We start from the raw sequence: 14,701 nt of genomic DNA on the forward strand, positions 1-14,701 counted from the left end.
CCGGGAGCCGGGAGCCGGGAGCCGGGAGCCGGGAGCCGGGAGCCGGGAGCCGGGAGCCGGGAGCCGGGAGCCGGGAGCCGGGAGCCGGGAGCCGGAAGCCGGAAGCCGGGAGTGGGGAGTGGGCAGCGGCCAAGCAGGCAGTGGCCAAGCAGGCAGCAGGCAGCGGGCAGCGGGCAGCGGTCCGAGCGGGCAGCGGGCAGCGGCCAAGAAGGCAGCGGGCAGCGGTCAAAGCGGGCGGCAGGCGGTGGGCGGCGGCCAAGCAGGCAGCGGGCAGCGGGAGTGGGCTTCGGGTGGCGAGGCTGAAGCCGGCGAGCCGGTTCGGACGCGCCGGCGGGCTGCTGGTGGTGGGGTGTGGGCCCGCCGGCGGGGTTCGGGATCTGGGTTACGCGGTGGGGAAGGGTGCCCGGTCCTGCTTGCAGACCGTTCCCTTCGGGGGCAGGGCGCCTCCGATCAGGTAGCGCGTGTACCAAGCCGTCACGCAGGTGCTGAAGCTGCTGGTGTGGCCGAAACCGGTCATTGTGAGCAGGCGGGCGTTGCCCAGCTCGCGTTCCATGCGCTGGGCGAAGGCGTAGCGGGTCGCCGGGTCGTACGTCGGGTTGACCAGCAGGACCGTCGATGACGTCTTCCGGTTCCACGGGCCGTTGTAGCGCTCGTTCGTCAGCGGCCAGTTCGCGCAGCCGACCTCGCCGAACGCCTCCGCGCGGCCGAATGTCGGGTGGGCCGCCTCGAAGACCTTGGCGAAGCCCGGGTAGCGGGCCGGGTTGCGCGGCAGCGGCGCGTCAGCGCAGTTCACCGCGTAGAAGGCGTCGTTTCCGCTGTACGAGTAGGCGTCCGGCAGGCCGCCGCGGGCCGGCGGGGCAGTGATCTCGGCGGGCGGACGGCGAAGGGTCGACGGCGCTCCGGTGATCGTGTCGTAGGCGAGGCGCAGGATCTCCGCCGTCTCCGGGAACGAGGCTACGTCGTACATGCTGGAAGAGATGTATCCGGTGAAGTCGTCGATCGTGAGTTCCCCGTACCCCGGAAGCGTCAGCGGGCCCTGCCGGAACCGGACCCTGACCTTCTCGTATTTCGCCCGGGCGTTCCCCGACAGCGCGCAGGCCGGGCCCGCCGCGTCGCACGCGCGCAGGAAGCCGTCGAGGGCGATCTCGAAGCCGCCGGCGCGGTCGAACTTGTTGGCCAGGCGGTGGTTCGTGCGCTGGTCGGGGTCGACGTTGCCGTCCAGCACGACCGCGCGGACCTTGCCCGGGAACAGGTTGACGTAGGTGGCGCCGAGGTGTGTCCCGTACGAGTAACCGATGTAGTTCAGCTTGGCGTCGCCGACCGCCTGCCGCAGCAGGTCCAGGTCCTTGGCCACGTTCAGCGTGCTCATGTGGGTGAGCAGCGGGCCGGCGTCGCGTTTGCAGGCTTCCGTGTACGTGTAGTTGGCGCGCAGCGTGCTCGCGATGTCTTCCCTGGTCAGCGGCACCAGTTTCATCCGCGCCAGCAGCGCCTCGGCCTCGGCGTCGGTGGCGAAGCACTGGAGCGGGTCGCTGGCCCCGATGCCGCGCGGGTCGAAGCCGACGATGTCGAATCGGGCCAGCACGTCGGCCGAGACGAGCTGGCCGGCGATGGTGACCATGCCGCGGCCGGCGCCGCCGGGGCCGCCCGGGTTCACGAAGATGGTGCCGATGCGGTGGGCCGGATCACCGGCCGGGCGGCGGGCCAGCGCGATCGTGGTGGTGGCGCCGCCGGGCCGGTCGTGGTCGAGCGGCACTTCCTTGGTGGCGCACTGGTAGCCGGCGAGTCCTTCCTCGGCGCAGGCGGTCCAGGCGAGCGCGGGAGCGGCCTGCGCGGCCTGCGGCACGGCGATGAAGGCGGACATGACGGCGAGCACGGTGGCGATCTTGAGTTTGGTCATCGTTCCTCCCCGGGGCATCGTTCCATGGCATCGACCTTGATCGCTGTCCCTGAGTGGGCGTGACGCCCGTCTCGCGTACGCATCAGCGCCGGTCCGTGCGGGTACAAGCAATCCCGTACCGGTCAAGATCAAGATCTGAGAAACCCTGGAGGTACGTCATGAGCGACGCCGCCGAGAAGCGCGAAGAACTCGAGGAACTCGCCAAGGAGCGGGTCGAGGAGCTGCCGGGTGAGACCGCGCTCGGCCACCGTGACCCGGAAGCGGGCGGCGAGGGTGACCCGCAGGACTACGAGGGCAACCGCGACGTGAAGCTCCCCTGACGGTTGCCTCAAGTCTGCCGGGGGGCCGACCGATGGATGCGGCATGGTTCTCCGGCACACAGGCCACGCGTCGCCCGCCCTGTCGGCCCGTCTCCTCGACGGTCACGCACAGGGCGGCGGCGTGCTGGACCGGCTCACCCGGCTCGCGTCGCGCCTGCTGAACGTCCCCGTCGCCGCGGTGTCGCTGCTCGGCGACGACCGTCAGGTGTTCCTCAGCACGGCCGGAGAGCCGTCCGCGCTCGCCTACTCGCCCTGCCGGCACGTGGTCGAGACGGACGGGCCCCTGATCATCGGGGACATCCGGGCCGACGGCCGCGTCCGCGACCGGGCCGAACTGACCGCGCTCGGCGTCGCCGCCTACGCCGGCTTCCCGCTGCGCTCCCCCCGCGGCGAAACCCTCGGCTCGTTCTGCGTCGTCGACGTCGAGCCGCGGGAATGGACCGCCGAACAGCTGTCCACCCTCGATGATCTCGCCGCGGCCGCCGAGTCGGAGCTGGCCGCCCGCCTGGCCGAGACCGAGATCCGTACCCGCGCCGCCCGGGCCCAGGCCCAGCTCGACACCGCCAAAGCGGTGACCGTGAACGGCATCGAGGCCCGCTTCCGCTCGATGTTCGAGTCGTCACCGATCGGCGTGGCCCTGGTCGGGCTCGACGGCTCGTTCCTGCGCGTGAACGCCGCCATCGCCACCATCACCGGGTACAGCCTGGACGAGCTGCTCGCCGGCAACTTCCAGTCGCTCACCCACCCGGCCGACCTCGAGGCCAGCCTCGACATGGTCACCCGCATGGTCGCCGGCGAGGCGCACACCATGCGGCTGCACAAGCGGTACATGCGCCGTGACGGCACCCCCGTCTGGTGCATGGTCTCGGTGGTGCTGCTGCGCGACGACGAGAACCGCCCGCTGCACTTCCTCATGCAGATGGTCGACATCGACGTGGAGCGCCGCAGCCAGGACCAGGCCGAGGCGCTGGCCGCCCGCGAAACCTACCGGCTGCGCACCACCATCAGCATCCAGCGCGAGGTGGCGGCGGCCGCCTCCGACCTCAACGAGGCCCTGCGGCTGATCGCCGAGCGGACCCTGACCGCCATCCCGGCCGACGGCGCCGCGGTCGGCCTGATCGACGGCCCGGTGCTGCGCGCCGCGGCCAAGGCCGGCTCGCTGGCCAACCGGGAGATGTTCGAGGTGCCGACCGGCGGCTCGATGTCCGGGCTGGCCGTACGCACCCGCACCACCCTGCGCTGCGACGACACCGCCGACGACCCGCGGATCGAGCCCACCATGTGTGAGGCGCTCGGCATCCGCTCGCTGATCATCGCGCCCCTGCTGGTCGACGGGGAGCCGGTCGGCGTCCTCACGGTCTCCAGCGGCCGGGCCGGCGCGTTCGACGAGGCCGACGAGCAGCAGCTCACCCTGCTGGCCGACGCGCTGTCGGGCGCCCTGCGCCACGCCGAGGAGGCCGAGCACCGGGCCCGCCTGCTCCGCCAGGCCAACGACGCGGTGGCCGCGCTGCAGGACAGCGAGGCCCGGTTCCGCTCGGCGTTCGACAACAGCCCGCTCGGCATGGCGCTGACCAGCCTGCGGCCGGACAACCTCGGCATCGTGCTGCAGGCGAACGCGGCCATGGCCGCCATCACCGGCTTCCCCATCGCCGATCTGGTGGGCGAGTCCGTCCACAAGTTCCACCACCCGTACGACCACGTCGAGACCGACGGTCACCTGGCCGCCCTGTGCGCCGGCGACGTGGACACGGCGATCGTCTCCAAGCGTTACCGGCACGCCGACGGCCACCTCGTCTGGGTGCAGATCCACGGCGCGGTCGTACGGGACGAGAACGGCAAGCCGCACTACCTCGTCACCCAGGTGCAGGACGTGACGGCGCGCCGTGAGATCGACGAACAGCTCCGCCAGCGCGCCCAGCTGCTCGACCTCACCCAGGACGCGGTGATCCTGCGCGACCTGGGCGGGCGGGTCCTCTACTGGAACCCGGCGGCCGAGCGCGTCTACGGCTGGCCGGCCGACCTGGTCATCGGCCACGACCTGGACAACCTGCTCGGCACGGAGTTCATCGGCGACGACCGCCGTTCGGTCACCGACGCCCTGCTGAGCGACGGCCTGTGGGCCGGCGAGATCGACCACCTGCGGGCCGACGGCCGCCACGTGCGGGTGCTGTCCCGCAAGGCCGTCCAGTGCGACTCCGAGGGCAACCCGTTCGCCATCCTCTCCATCAACACGGACGTCACGGCCAGCCGCGAGGCCGAGCAGGCCCGCGACGCCGCGATCGCCGACCTGAACGTGCGCAACCGGGAGCTGGAGGAGGCCAACCAGCTCAAGCAGGACCTGATCGGCATGCTGGGCCACGAGATCGGCAACCCGCTGTGCTCGATTCTCGGCTACACCGAGACGATCGCGGACACGTGGGACGTCCTGCCGGCCGAGCGCCAGCGGGCGATGCTGAACGCGATCGACCGCAACGCCCAGCTGCTCAACGGCATCGTCCGCGAGGTTCTGGCCATGGTCACCCTGGACGCGGGCAAACTGACGGCAAGCCCGGAGACGATTGCCGTACGGCCGCATCTCGAGGCCGTCGTCGCCTCGGCCGACCCGGGCGTACGCGCCCTGGACCGTTTCGGTTCGTCGAGCCGCGTCCAGGCCCGCATCGACTGCCCGGAAACCCTGACGGCGTCGGTCCAGCCCGGTCACCTCGACCAGATGCTGACCAACCTGATCTCCAACGCGGCCAAGTACGGGGGAGGGGCCACCGCCCTGACCGCCTCGGCCACGCCCACCGAGATCCGGGTCGTCGTCCGCGACGAGGGCCCGGGCGTTCCGGCCGAACTCCAGCCGAACCTGTTCACCCGCTTCGCCCGCGCCGAATGCACCGCCCGCACCGTCAAGGGCACCGGCCTGGGCCTGTACATCGTCCGCGAACTGGCCCGCGCCAACCACGGCGACCTGCACTACGAACCGGCCCCCGGCGGCGGCTCGATGTTCGTCATCACCTTGCCGCGCGCAGATTGAGCACGACAAGCCACGACCACCCGGCGACGATGGTGAGCCGCTGCCAGACCCCACCGCTGTTCGTGACCGCCCCGGTGGTCACGAACAGCACCGGCACGGCAACCCCGACCACCCGGCAGTACCACCGCCAGGCGGTGGTTGCCCGCCAGCACGCCGCGGTGAAACAGGCGGCACTCAAAGCCGAGAAGACGGCCACCGAAACGACATTGTGGATGACACCGTGCCAGCTGACCCGCTCCTGAGGCACCGGATCCGACACGAACACCCCGGCCGCGACCAGCCCGGCCCCGACCACGCGGACAAGGATCCCGGTCCAGCGCCCCACCACCCGCGACAGCGCGAACGACGATCCCGCCAGCAGCCCACCGGCCACCACGAAGTTGACGACCTGCACCCACCCGCCGGCCCCGATCGCCGCCTCACTCACCAGATCACGAGCCGGTTCATACCCCGGCTTGACCGCGTCGTTGGCAAGAAAGACCGCCACGAACAGACCCGCGCCCCAGGCCCCGCCCAAAAGCAGCACGCGCTCCCGCGACATGAGTCCACCCTAGACGCCCACCCGGACCCGCACACCAGCCTCCGCGAGCCGGACGGCGGAGGTTGGCCGCCGGCGACCCTCATGATCTGCGCCACCCGTCGGGCGCGCTCGTCGCACTCCTCGGAAGCATGCCGGCGATCGACGATCTGATTCTCTGCGGCCCATCGAGAGGGTGGCGGTCGACGGTCAGGAGGATGTTCACCGCGAGCCAGCCGATCGAAGGTCCAGAGGCCCGTGGCGACGGCGATGGGCCGATCATCCGATGTGGCCGACACCGGCCACAATCTCCGGGCGAATCGGCAAGAGTGGGAGGCCCGGGGGATGGCGGCGGACAAGGGGCTGGTCTGTACGGATCCGACCGTCATGGCCTGGGCGGACGGCGAGCGGGAACTCTGGCTGGCGCGGCGCGCGGCTCTCGAGCACGGGCGGGAGGAGGACGGGTGGGCGCGGGAGGCCAACAGCGCCGACCGGCTCTCCGACCTGCGCCCGATGCAGGTGTCCTGGCTGGTCGGGCGCGGGCCCGAGGCGGCGGCGCGGGCGCTGCTGGCCGGGCCGGCGGTGCTGCGGCACCGGCAGCGGGTGGACATCGGACGGGTTGCCGTCGCGCGGTTCGAACTGGACGCGCTGAAGCTCGTCCTGCGTGAGGCGGGGGAGAGCGCGGATCGTCTCGGTCTGCTTCTGCTGCCGTTTCGAGGGCCCGAGCCGGCGGCTCTGGTGGCGGGGTGGCTGCGGCATCTCGGGTCGGCTCGGTTGTGGGCGCGGCTCTGGCTGGGCCGGCATCCTTCGGCGGCCGCGCGGGCGCTGCTGCCGGCCGCGCTGGGCAAGCCGGGCCGGGCCCGGCAGAACGCCGAGGACGCGCTACGCCATCTCGTCGCGACGGGCCACGAACCGGCCGTTCGGGAAGCGGCGGCCGGCTACGGCGTCGCCGACCGGCTCGGCTCCGTCGCAGGCGTAGGAGGCGGAGCGGGCGTAGGAGGCGGAGCGGGCGTGGGAGGAGCAGCGGGCGTAGGAGGAGCAGCGGGCGCAGGAGGCGCCGCGGGCGGAAGCGCGAAGGGTGCTCCCGGAAAGACGGCCGTACGGACGGGGAAGCTGCCGGAGTGGGCGCGGCCGGAACGGCTGCCCGAGGTGCGGCGAACCGGCGGCGGGGTGCTGGCCGAGGACGAGGTCACCACGCTGATCGAGGCGCTCAGCCGGTCGCTGCTGGAGGATCCGCCGGAGCCCGCGCCCGGTGATCCCGCGCCCGGCGGCGGGCTGCCTCTGGTGGTCGAGTCGTCGGCGGCGGCCCAGCCTGAGGTGCGCCCGGTCGACCCGGCGGTCTTGGTGGGCTGTGACCGGGGGAGCCTGGCCGAGTTCGGGCGGGCCCTGCTCGATCAGTGGCTGACCGCTGACATGCCGGCGTCCGAGGCCTGGGTGGTTCTTGCGCAGGCTCATGTCGGGGATGACTCCACCATGGACCGCCTCGCGCCTCTCGTCCGGTCGTGGCCCGCCCGCAGCCGGTGGGCGCGGGCCATCGACGGGCTGGCCGTGCTGGCCACGGCCGGTACGGATGTCTCCCTGCGCCATCTGCTGGCGATCGAGGAGGGCATGTCCGGCGGGCCGACCAACGACCGCGCCCTCGTCTACCTCGCCCAGGCCGCCGCGCGCCGCGGGCTGTCGGTCACCCAGCTGGCGGATCGTCTCGCCGTCACGCATGGGCTCGAGCGCGGGATCGTCCTCGACTACGGGCCGCGCGAGTTCGCCGTGGCCGTCGACGATCACCTCACCCCGCATGTCGTGGGCGCCGACGGCCGCCGCCTCGCGCGCCCGCCCAAGCCGGGCGTCAAGGACACCAAGCCCGAGAGCTATCAGGATTTCGTACGGCTGAGGAAGGAGCTCCGCCTCACCGTCTCGGCGCAGACCGCTCGCCTGGAACGCGACATGCTCGCGCGCCGGCCCCGCCCGGCCGCCGAGGTGACGACGGCGCATCCGATCCTCGGTCCCCTCATGCGCCGGCTGCTCTGGGGCGAGACCGGCCGGCGCCTGCGGATCGCCGAGGACGGCAGTTTCGTCGACGTGCACGACACGACCGCGATCGTCGACGGGGACGCCCCGCTGCGTGTCGTGCATCCCGCGGACCTCGATCCGGCCGAACTCGCCGACTGGCGGCAGATCTTCGCCGACTACCAGATCCTGCAACCGTTTCCGCAGGTGAACCGTCCGTTCGTGGCGCTGACCGAGGCGCAGCGGGCGGCCACCAGCCTGCCCGGTTTCGGGCCGGTGGCCACCGATCGGGTGGCCGGTCTGCTGAACCGGGGCTGGCTCGGCAACGGCTTCCACGCCGGCAACCCGCGGAACACGCACACGCAATTCGGGCACGCTCTTCCGGACGGGATGACGCTGCTGATCGAGGTCGACCCGGGCGTCACCACCTCGGCCGTCACCACCGTCGCCGAGCAGCGGATCACCGAGATCTGGGTCGACGACGCCGAGTTCGACCACTGGCAGGTGGCGCGCCGCACCCCGATGGGCGCCTGCGACGCGGCCGCCCTCTCCGAACTGCTGACCGGACTGGACGCAACCCTTCGGTTGCTACCAGGAGGCGGAAGATGGCATTCCCCGATCGCATCGAGCGCACCCTCGAGCTGGCCCAGCCGCCGGAGCGGGTCTGGGCCGCGCTGACCACCGCCGACGGCCTCGGCACCTGGTTCGGCAACAGCGCCGAGGTCGACCTGCGCTTGGTCGCGTACCTCGATGGCCGACTCTGACCGGGAGGCGGTCGCGCAGGAGGTCTTCGCCGCCCTGGCCGACCCCTCCCGCCGCGAGATCCTGGCGGCGCTGGCCGCGGGCGGGCCGGCCACCGCGACCGACCTGGCCGCCCGCCTGCCGATCACCCGTCACGCCATCGCGAAACACCTGACCCTGCTGGCCGAGGCGGAACTCGTGATCGCCGAGCCGGGGGAGCGCCGCCGCGTGCGCTACCGCGTCCGTTCCGCGCCGATGAAGGTGGCCCAGCAGTTCCTGGCCGCCCTTGCCCGCGACTGGGACGGCCCCCTGGCCGCCCTGAAGGAGACGCCGACCTGATCAGACCGGAGAGGGGCTCACCTGAACGACAGCGCGGAGGCCACCCGGCGTACGAACGGCTGCATGCCGGTGAGCTCCAGCCGGGCCCCGCGCCCGGCCGCCGCCCGCCGCAGCGTGACCAGGGTGCCGATGCCGGCCGCGTCCACCAGAGGCACCTGGGACAGGTCCAGCGTGAGGACGGCGCCCGCCGGCGTGCGGGCCAGCAGCGGCTGGACGCCGGCGCGGAGCCGGGCCGTGTTGTCCCGGTCGATCTCGCCGATCACCCGTACCCGGCCGCCCAGCTCCGGGATCACCCGGAGCTGCCCGGGCTCCTCGTCCTCGCCCGGCCACGGCGGCACCGCGTCGGTCAGCAGCGCCTCGCGTAGCCAGCTCAGCGCCCGGCTCAGCAGCCGCGACACGTGCATCTGGGAGATGCCCAGCTCGTCGCCGATCTCCTGCTGGGTGTGGTTGCCCTGGAAGCGCATGGTCAAGATGCGCCGCTCACGCTGCGGCAGCCGGTCGAGCAGGTCGGCCAGGCTGACCCGGTCGGGCACCAGGTCCATGTTGTGGTCGTCCGACCCGAACAGGTCACCCAGCTCGCCCGTGCCGTCGTGGGTCGGCTGGCTGAGCGAGAGCGCGCGGTATCCGGCCCCGCTGACCAGGGCGGCCCGCACGTCCTCGCGGCCGACGCCGCACCGGTCGGCCAGCTCGGCCTCGGTCGGGCCCCGGCCCAGCTCGCCGGTGAGGTCCTGCCTGGCCCGGCCGACGGCCAGCGCGAGCTCCTGGAGCCGGCGCGGCACGTGCACGTTCCAGCCGGTGTCGCGGAAGTGGCGCTTGATCTCGCCGGTGATCACCGAGACGGCGTACGCGGTGAACGAGCCCCGCTCGGGGTCGTAGCGTTCCACCGCCTTGACCAGGCCGAGGCGGGCGACCTGGGTGATGTCGTCGGCCGGCTCGGAGCCGGAGCGGTAGCGGCGGGCGAGCCGGTCCGCCATCGGGAGCATCCGCTGGATCGTGGCGTCGCGCAGCCGGCGGGCGGCCCGCTCGTCGGGCGAGGCGTCGCGGTCGGCGGCATAGCTCTCGGCGACCTCGTCGAGGTCTTCCAGCGTGGCGTACGCGGACATGGCTGTACCTCCGGTGTTGTCCGCGGACACAGGGCGGAGAGTTGAACCAGCAGACGCCTTGGTGCCCGGGGGCGGGCCGCCTAAACATCAAGGGTTTCTTCCGGGTGATGCCGGGAAGCCTGGGCGCCATGCCAGTCGACCAGAACGCCCTCGCCTCCAGCCTGGAACAGCTGAGCGCGGCGGGCCTGTCCAGCGACCACCGCGCCCTGGAGGAGAACCTCGGCCGGGTGATGACCGCCGCCCGCGACATGATCCAGGTCGACGGGGTCGGCCTGATGCTGCTCGACGACACCGGCGCGTTGCGCCTGGCCGGCGCGACGATACCGGCCGGGATGGCGCTGGAGCGGGCCCAGCTGCGCCTCGACTGCGGGCCCGGCGTCGACTGTGTCCGCGGCAACGAGACCGTCACGGTCGGCGATCTGGCCGCGAGCGAGGACTATGCCGCGGTGTGGGCCGAACTCAAGGATGATGCGGCACCGGTGCGGGCGGTAGTGTCCGTCCCGGTGCTCGTCGCGGGCTACGTGGCCGGCACCTTGAACGCTCTCCGCTCGCAGCCGCGGGAGTGGGACGAGGAAAGCGTGCGCGCCGTCGTGGCGTACGCCGAACTCATCTCGGTCCTGCTTCGTCTCGGCGCCACCGCACACGAATGAGGAAGTTCGATGCCGAACATCGATCCGGAAGTCCTGGCGGGCAGTCTGCGCCGGCTCGAGAAGCTGGGCACGGGTGACGTTCCGGGCGCGGTGGCCGACGTCGTGCACGCGGCGGTCGACCTGTTCCAGGTGACCGGCAGCGGCCTGATGATCGCCGACGAGGAGAACAGCCTGCACTACGTCGCGGCCAGCAACGCCCCGAGCAAGATCATGGAGCAGGTGCAGAGTCACGCCGGCGAGGGTCCCTGCGTGTCGGCCTTCGTGCTCAACCGGGTCGTGCACACCGACAACCTGCACGAGGACGCGCGCTGGCCGCGCGTCCGCGGCCCGTTCGTCGAGCACGGTGTCGTGGCGGTGCTGGGCGCGCCGGTCCGGCTGGGCGGGGTGCCCGTCGGCACCCTCGACGTCTACCTCGACCGGCCGCACGACTGGGACGACACCGAGGCGGCGGCCCTGGAGCGCTACACCGACCTGCTCCAGGCCACGCTGAGCACGGCGCTGGCCGCGCAGCGGGCGGGCGAGCTCGCGGGCCAGTTGCAGTACGCGCTGGACTACCGCATCGTCATCGAGCGCGCCGTCGGCTACCTGATGGCCCGCCGCGAAACCGGCCCCGAGCAGGCCTTCGACCTGCTCCGCAGTACCGCCCGCAACCAGCGGCGCAAGGTGGCCGAGGTGGCCCGGCACCTGCTCGACACCGGGGAGCTGCCCGGCTGAGCGCGGCCGGTTGAGCGGCGCCGAGCGGGGTAGTCGGGAGGCATGGGTGAGGCTACGGTTTCCGATCTTCTGGTGGAGCGCCTGACGGCGTGGGGTGTCGAGCGGGTGTTCGGCTACTCCGGCGACGGCATCGACGGCGTGCTGGGCGCCCTGCGGCGGGCCGGTAAGCCCGAATTCGTGCAGGCCCGCCACGAGGAGGCGGCGGCGTTCATGGCGGTCGCCCACGCCAAGTACACCGGTGGCGCCGGCGTCTGCCTGTCCACGCAGGGGCCGGGCGCGGTGCACCTGCTCAACGGGCTCTACGACGCGAAGCTCGACAGCCAGCCGGTCGTGGCGATCGTCGGGCAGCAGGCCGCCACGGTGCTCGGTAGTGCGTACCAGCAAGAAATTGATCTTCAGAGGCTCTTCGGCGACGTCTGCGCCCAGTTCGTGCAGACCGCCTTCACGGCCGAGCAGGTGCCGATGCTGATCGACCGGGCGTTCCGGGCGGCGCTGGCCACCCGCGGCCCCACCTGCGTCATCCTGCCCCACGACGTGCAGTCGGAGCCCGCGCCCGACCCCACCGAGCACGAACACGGCGTCCTGGTGACCAGCCCGGGCCTGCGCCCGGCGCGGCTGCTGCCGCGGGAGGAGGACCTTCGCGAGGCGGCCGAGCTGCTGAGCTCGGGGGAGCGCGTCGCGATTCTGGTCGGTCAGGGCGCGTACGGGGCGGCGGACGAGATCGCCGAACTGGCGGACCGGCTGGGCGCGGGCGTCACGGCGTCGCTGCTCGGCAAGCCCGTGCTGGACGAGGGGCTGCCGTTCCACACCGGCGTGATGGGCCACCTCGGCACCACGGCCAGCACCGAACTGATGCGCGCCTGCGACACCCTGCTGCTGATCGGCACGAACGATCCGTGGACCGAGTTCTATCCGGCGCCCGGCCAGGCCCGGGCCGTGCAGATCGACATCGACGGCCGTCGCCTCGGGGTGCGCTACCCGGTCGAGGTCCCGCTGCTGGGCGACGCCACCGCGACCCTGCGCGAGCTGCTGCCGCTGGTGGAACCGGCGGAAAACCGTGAATGGCGCGACCGGGTCGAAGGCTGGACCCGGCGCTGGCACGAGATCGCCGAATCCCGCGCCGCGGCGGCCGCCGAACCGCTGAACCCGCAGCACGTCGTCCGCTCCCTCTCCGGCCACCTGCCGTCCGGCGCCCGGGTCGCGGTCGACGTCGGCTCGGTCGTCTACTGGTACGCCCGCCACCTGCGCCTGCCGGCCGGCGTGCCCGCCCATCTGTCGAGCACCCTCGCCTCGATGGGCTGCGGCATCCCGTACGGCCTGGCGGCCAAGCTCGAAGCCCCCGGCCGGCCGGTCGTGGTCCTCTCCGGCGACGGCGGCTTCCAGATGCTCGGCCTGGCCGAACTGGCCACTGTGGCCGCCCGCTGGCGCGACTGGGCCGACCCGCGTTTCGTGGTGTGCGTGCTCGACAACGGCGACCTGGCCGAGGTCAGCTGGGAGCAGCGCGAGATGGAGGGCGAGCCCCGCTTCGCCGCCTCCCAGGACCTGCCCCGCGTCCCGTACGCCCGTTACGCCGAACTGCTGGGCCTGCGCGGCATCGAGGTCAGCACCCCCGAGGCCATGACGGCCGCCTGGCCGACGGCCCTCGCCGCCGATCGCCCCACCCTCATCCACGCGGTCGTCGACCCGGCGATCCCGCTGCTGCCGCCCCTGCAACCCCAAGAGAAAATTGACCAGATGTACGCCGCCCTGGCCGCCGAGAACACCGACCTGTCCCGCCGCGCGACCGCCCACCTGCGCCGGGAACGCGCCGACGAACAGTAGTGGCGGGCCGTTGGTACGGTCCCGTGCATGCTCGCCCCAGACGTCGCGCACCGGTATCTCGCGCTGGCCGACGACCGGCTGCCCGGCTTCGTCACCGGTCTGCACCTCGTCGGGTCGGCCGCGATCGGCGCCTGGCAGCCGGGCGTGAGCGACGTCGACGCCGTCATCCTGACCTCGCGCCCGGCGTCCACCGAGGACCTGGCCGTGATGGCCGCGATCCACACCGAGATGGGCGAGCCCCACTTCGACGGCGTCTACCTGTCACCGGAACTGGCGTCGACGTGGCCCGACGACCGCCGCGTGGCCCCGTTCGCGGTCGGCGGCGCCCTCGTCACCGACCGGCCGTGCGGCGAGCTCACGCCCGTCGTGTGGCTGATCCTGCGCAAGTACGGCGTCGCGGTCCGCGGCCCGGCCCCGGACGTCCGCGTCGACCACGGCAACCTGCGCCGCTACCTGCTCGACAACCTGGGCGGATACTGGCTGACCCAGGCCGCGCGGATCGCCGAGGCCTTGCCCGCGATCACCGACGAGCTCATCGACCCCGATGTCGTGACCTTTCACGTGCTCGGCCCGGCCCGGCTGCACTACACCCTGGCCTACGGCGACATCATTTCGAAGTCCGCCGCCGGCGACTACCTGGCCAAGCTCTTTCCCGCGTACGCCGACCTGGCCGCCAGGGCGATCCGCCGGCGCGCGGGCGAGCCGGAGGTGTTCACCCGCGCCGACCTCGCCGCGGCCGGCCAGTCGGTCACCGCCGTCGTCGAGGACGCACAGCGCCGGTTCTGACCTCCGGTCACCCCTGACTGTTGAGGCCGTCCAGCATCAGGTTGAGGGTGAACGTGAAGCGGTCCGCGGTCGAGCCGGAGGTCAGCTCGGCCGCGTAACGCCTGGTGTTCGGGAAGGAATCGGGCAGGCCGGTCAGGCGGGCCATCAGCTCGTCGCGGCCGGCCACCCAGGCCTTGTCACCGTGGATCAGGGAGACCTCGAGGCTGTGCGCGGTGACGTACAGGTTCAGCGCGTCCACGGTCCAGGCCGCCGTCTGCGGCTCGGCGCCGCTAGCGAGCAGGATCGCGAACATCCCCTCGCCGACTCGCAGCGTGTCCGTGTTGGCCGGCGCGGACGCGAGAGCCGCCCGCGAGATGCCGGGGAAACGCTGATACTGCTCGCGCAGCTGGGTGCAGACGCTGATGATCTGCTCCCGCCAGGCGGCCGGGTCCGGCTCGGGCAGCTCGATCTCGGAGCACAGCCGGCCGATGAGCAGCTCGTCCAGGTCCTCCTTGTTGACCACGTGGGCGTAGAGCGACGACGGCCCGGTCTCCAGCGCGGTGGCCACCCGCCGCATCGTCAGCGCCTCGAAGCCCTCCCGGGCCACGATGTCGAACGCCGTGTCGAGGATGAGGTCGACGGTGATGGGCTTCTTCGTGCCGCGGGACGGTCCGCGGCGCGGGCCGGCGCCGGACGGGACCGCGCCGAACTGGTGCCGCGCCGCGCGCCGCTGCTCCGGAGTCGGTGACATAGCAGCATCCTAGCCGACCTGACGAACAGTGTTCTGTTTCACTAAGAACATCGTTCGTAT

General features: G+C 72.4%; 13 protein-coding genes. 9 read left to right on the forward strand and 4 right to left on the reverse strand.

Annotation, left to right across the window (positions count from 1 at the left end; genetic code table 11):
• Positions 1–382: 382 nt before the first annotated feature.
• Entirely contained in the window at positions 383–1,897 is a 1,515-nt protein-coding gene (locus ACGFJ7_RS46440) for an alpha/beta hydrolase (RefSeq protein ID WP_392648904.1), read from the reverse strand.
• 158 nt (positions 1,898–2,055) lie between these two features.
• Between ACGFJ7_RS46440 and ACGFJ7_RS46445 the strand changes: the two genes are divergently transcribed.
• Both ACGFJ7_RS46445 and ACGFJ7_RS46450 read left to right on the forward strand, forming a co-directional pair.
• Positions 2,056–2,217: a hypothetical protein gene (locus ACGFJ7_RS46445; RefSeq protein ID WP_360257304.1), complete on the forward strand. Its 162-nt coding sequence runs from the start codon at positions 2,056–2,058 to the stop codon at positions 2,215–2,217.
• 43 nt (positions 2,218–2,260) lie between these two features.
• A complete protein-coding gene (locus ACGFJ7_RS46450; protein WP_392648908.1) occupies positions 2,261–5,236 on the forward strand; it encodes a PAS domain S-box protein in 2,976 nt (991 codons plus the stop codon).
• On the opposite strand, the gene ACGFJ7_RS46455 is transcribed toward ACGFJ7_RS46450, so the two are convergent.
• Complete coding sequence (locus ACGFJ7_RS46455; RefSeq protein WP_392648911.1) at positions 5,214–5,777, reverse strand: DUF998 domain-containing protein; 564 nt, start codon at positions 5,775–5,777, stop codon at positions 5,214–5,216. The genes ACGFJ7_RS46450 and ACGFJ7_RS46455 overlap by 23 nt on opposite strands.
• Before the next feature lie 321 nt (positions 5,778–6,098).
• Here ACGFJ7_RS46455 and ACGFJ7_RS46460 point away from each other — a divergent pair, with 321 nt between their 5' ends.
• The 3 genes from ACGFJ7_RS46460 to ACGFJ7_RS46470 are packed head-to-tail and all read left to right on the forward strand — an operon-like array spanning position 6,099 to position 8,837.
• Complete coding sequence (locus ACGFJ7_RS46460; RefSeq protein WP_392648913.1) at positions 6,099–8,435, forward strand: DUF4132 domain-containing protein; 2,337 nt, start codon at positions 6,099–6,101, stop codon at positions 8,433–8,435.
• Positions 8,363–8,521, forward strand: a complete 159-nt coding sequence (locus tag ACGFJ7_RS46465; protein ID WP_392648915.1) for an SRPBCC domain-containing protein — start codon at positions 8,363–8,365, stop codon at positions 8,519–8,521. The genes ACGFJ7_RS46460 and ACGFJ7_RS46465 overlap by 73 nt, the downstream gene beginning before the upstream one ends.
• Positions 8,508–8,837, forward strand: a complete 330-nt coding sequence (locus ACGFJ7_RS46470; protein WP_392648917.1) for an ArsR/SmtB family transcription factor — start codon at positions 8,508–8,510, stop codon at positions 8,835–8,837. Before ACGFJ7_RS46465 ends, ACGFJ7_RS46470 begins: the two co-directional genes overlap by 14 nt.
• Before the next feature lie 17 nt (positions 8,838–8,854).
• Here the strand turns inward: ACGFJ7_RS46470 and ACGFJ7_RS46475 are convergent, their stop codons facing one another.
• Complete coding sequence (locus ACGFJ7_RS46475) at positions 8,855–9,970, reverse strand: SigB/SigF/SigG family RNA polymerase sigma factor (protein ID WP_392648920.1); 1,116 nt, start codon at positions 9,968–9,970, stop codon at positions 8,855–8,857.
• A gap of 98 nt (positions 9,971–10,068) precedes the next feature.
• Here ACGFJ7_RS46475 and ACGFJ7_RS46480 point away from each other — a divergent pair, with 98 nt between their 5' ends.
• Genes ACGFJ7_RS46480 through ACGFJ7_RS46495 form a run of 4 tightly spaced genes read left to right on the forward strand, consistent with a single transcriptional unit; the run spans position 10,069 to position 13,911 of the window.
• Positions 10,069–10,590 (forward strand): GAF domain-containing protein, encoded by a 522-nt coding sequence (locus ACGFJ7_RS46480; protein ID WP_360257293.1) that lies wholly within the window; start codon positions 10,069–10,071, stop codon positions 10,588–10,590.
• Positions 10,591–10,599: 9 nt separating this feature from the next.
• Entirely contained in the window at positions 10,600–11,304 is a 705-nt protein-coding gene (locus ACGFJ7_RS46485; RefSeq protein ID WP_392648923.1) for an ANTAR domain-containing protein, read from the forward strand.
• 42 nt (positions 11,305–11,346) lie between these two features.
• Positions 11,347–13,125: a thiamine pyrophosphate-requiring protein gene (locus ACGFJ7_RS46490; RefSeq protein ID WP_360257289.1), complete on the forward strand. Its 1,779-nt coding sequence runs from the start codon at positions 11,347–11,349 to the stop codon at positions 13,123–13,125.
• A 27-nt stretch (positions 13,126–13,152) separates the two neighbouring features.
• Complete coding sequence (locus ACGFJ7_RS46495) at positions 13,153–13,911, forward strand: nucleotidyltransferase domain-containing protein (RefSeq protein ID WP_392648927.1); 759 nt, start codon at positions 13,153–13,155, stop codon at positions 13,909–13,911.
• 7 nt (positions 13,912–13,918) lie between these two features.
• Here ACGFJ7_RS46495 and ACGFJ7_RS46500 read toward each other — a convergent pair whose 3' ends face one another.
• Complete coding sequence (locus tag ACGFJ7_RS46500; protein ID WP_392648929.1) at positions 13,919–14,641, reverse strand: TetR/AcrR family transcriptional regulator; 723 nt, start codon at positions 14,639–14,641, stop codon at positions 13,919–13,921.
• Positions 14,642–14,701: the final 60 nt, after the last annotated feature.

Source organism: Actinoplanes sp. NPDC048988, from assembly GCF_043197815.1.
Classification (GTDB): domain Bacteria; phylum Actinomycetota; class Actinomycetes; order Mycobacteriales; family Micromonosporaceae; genus Actinoplanes.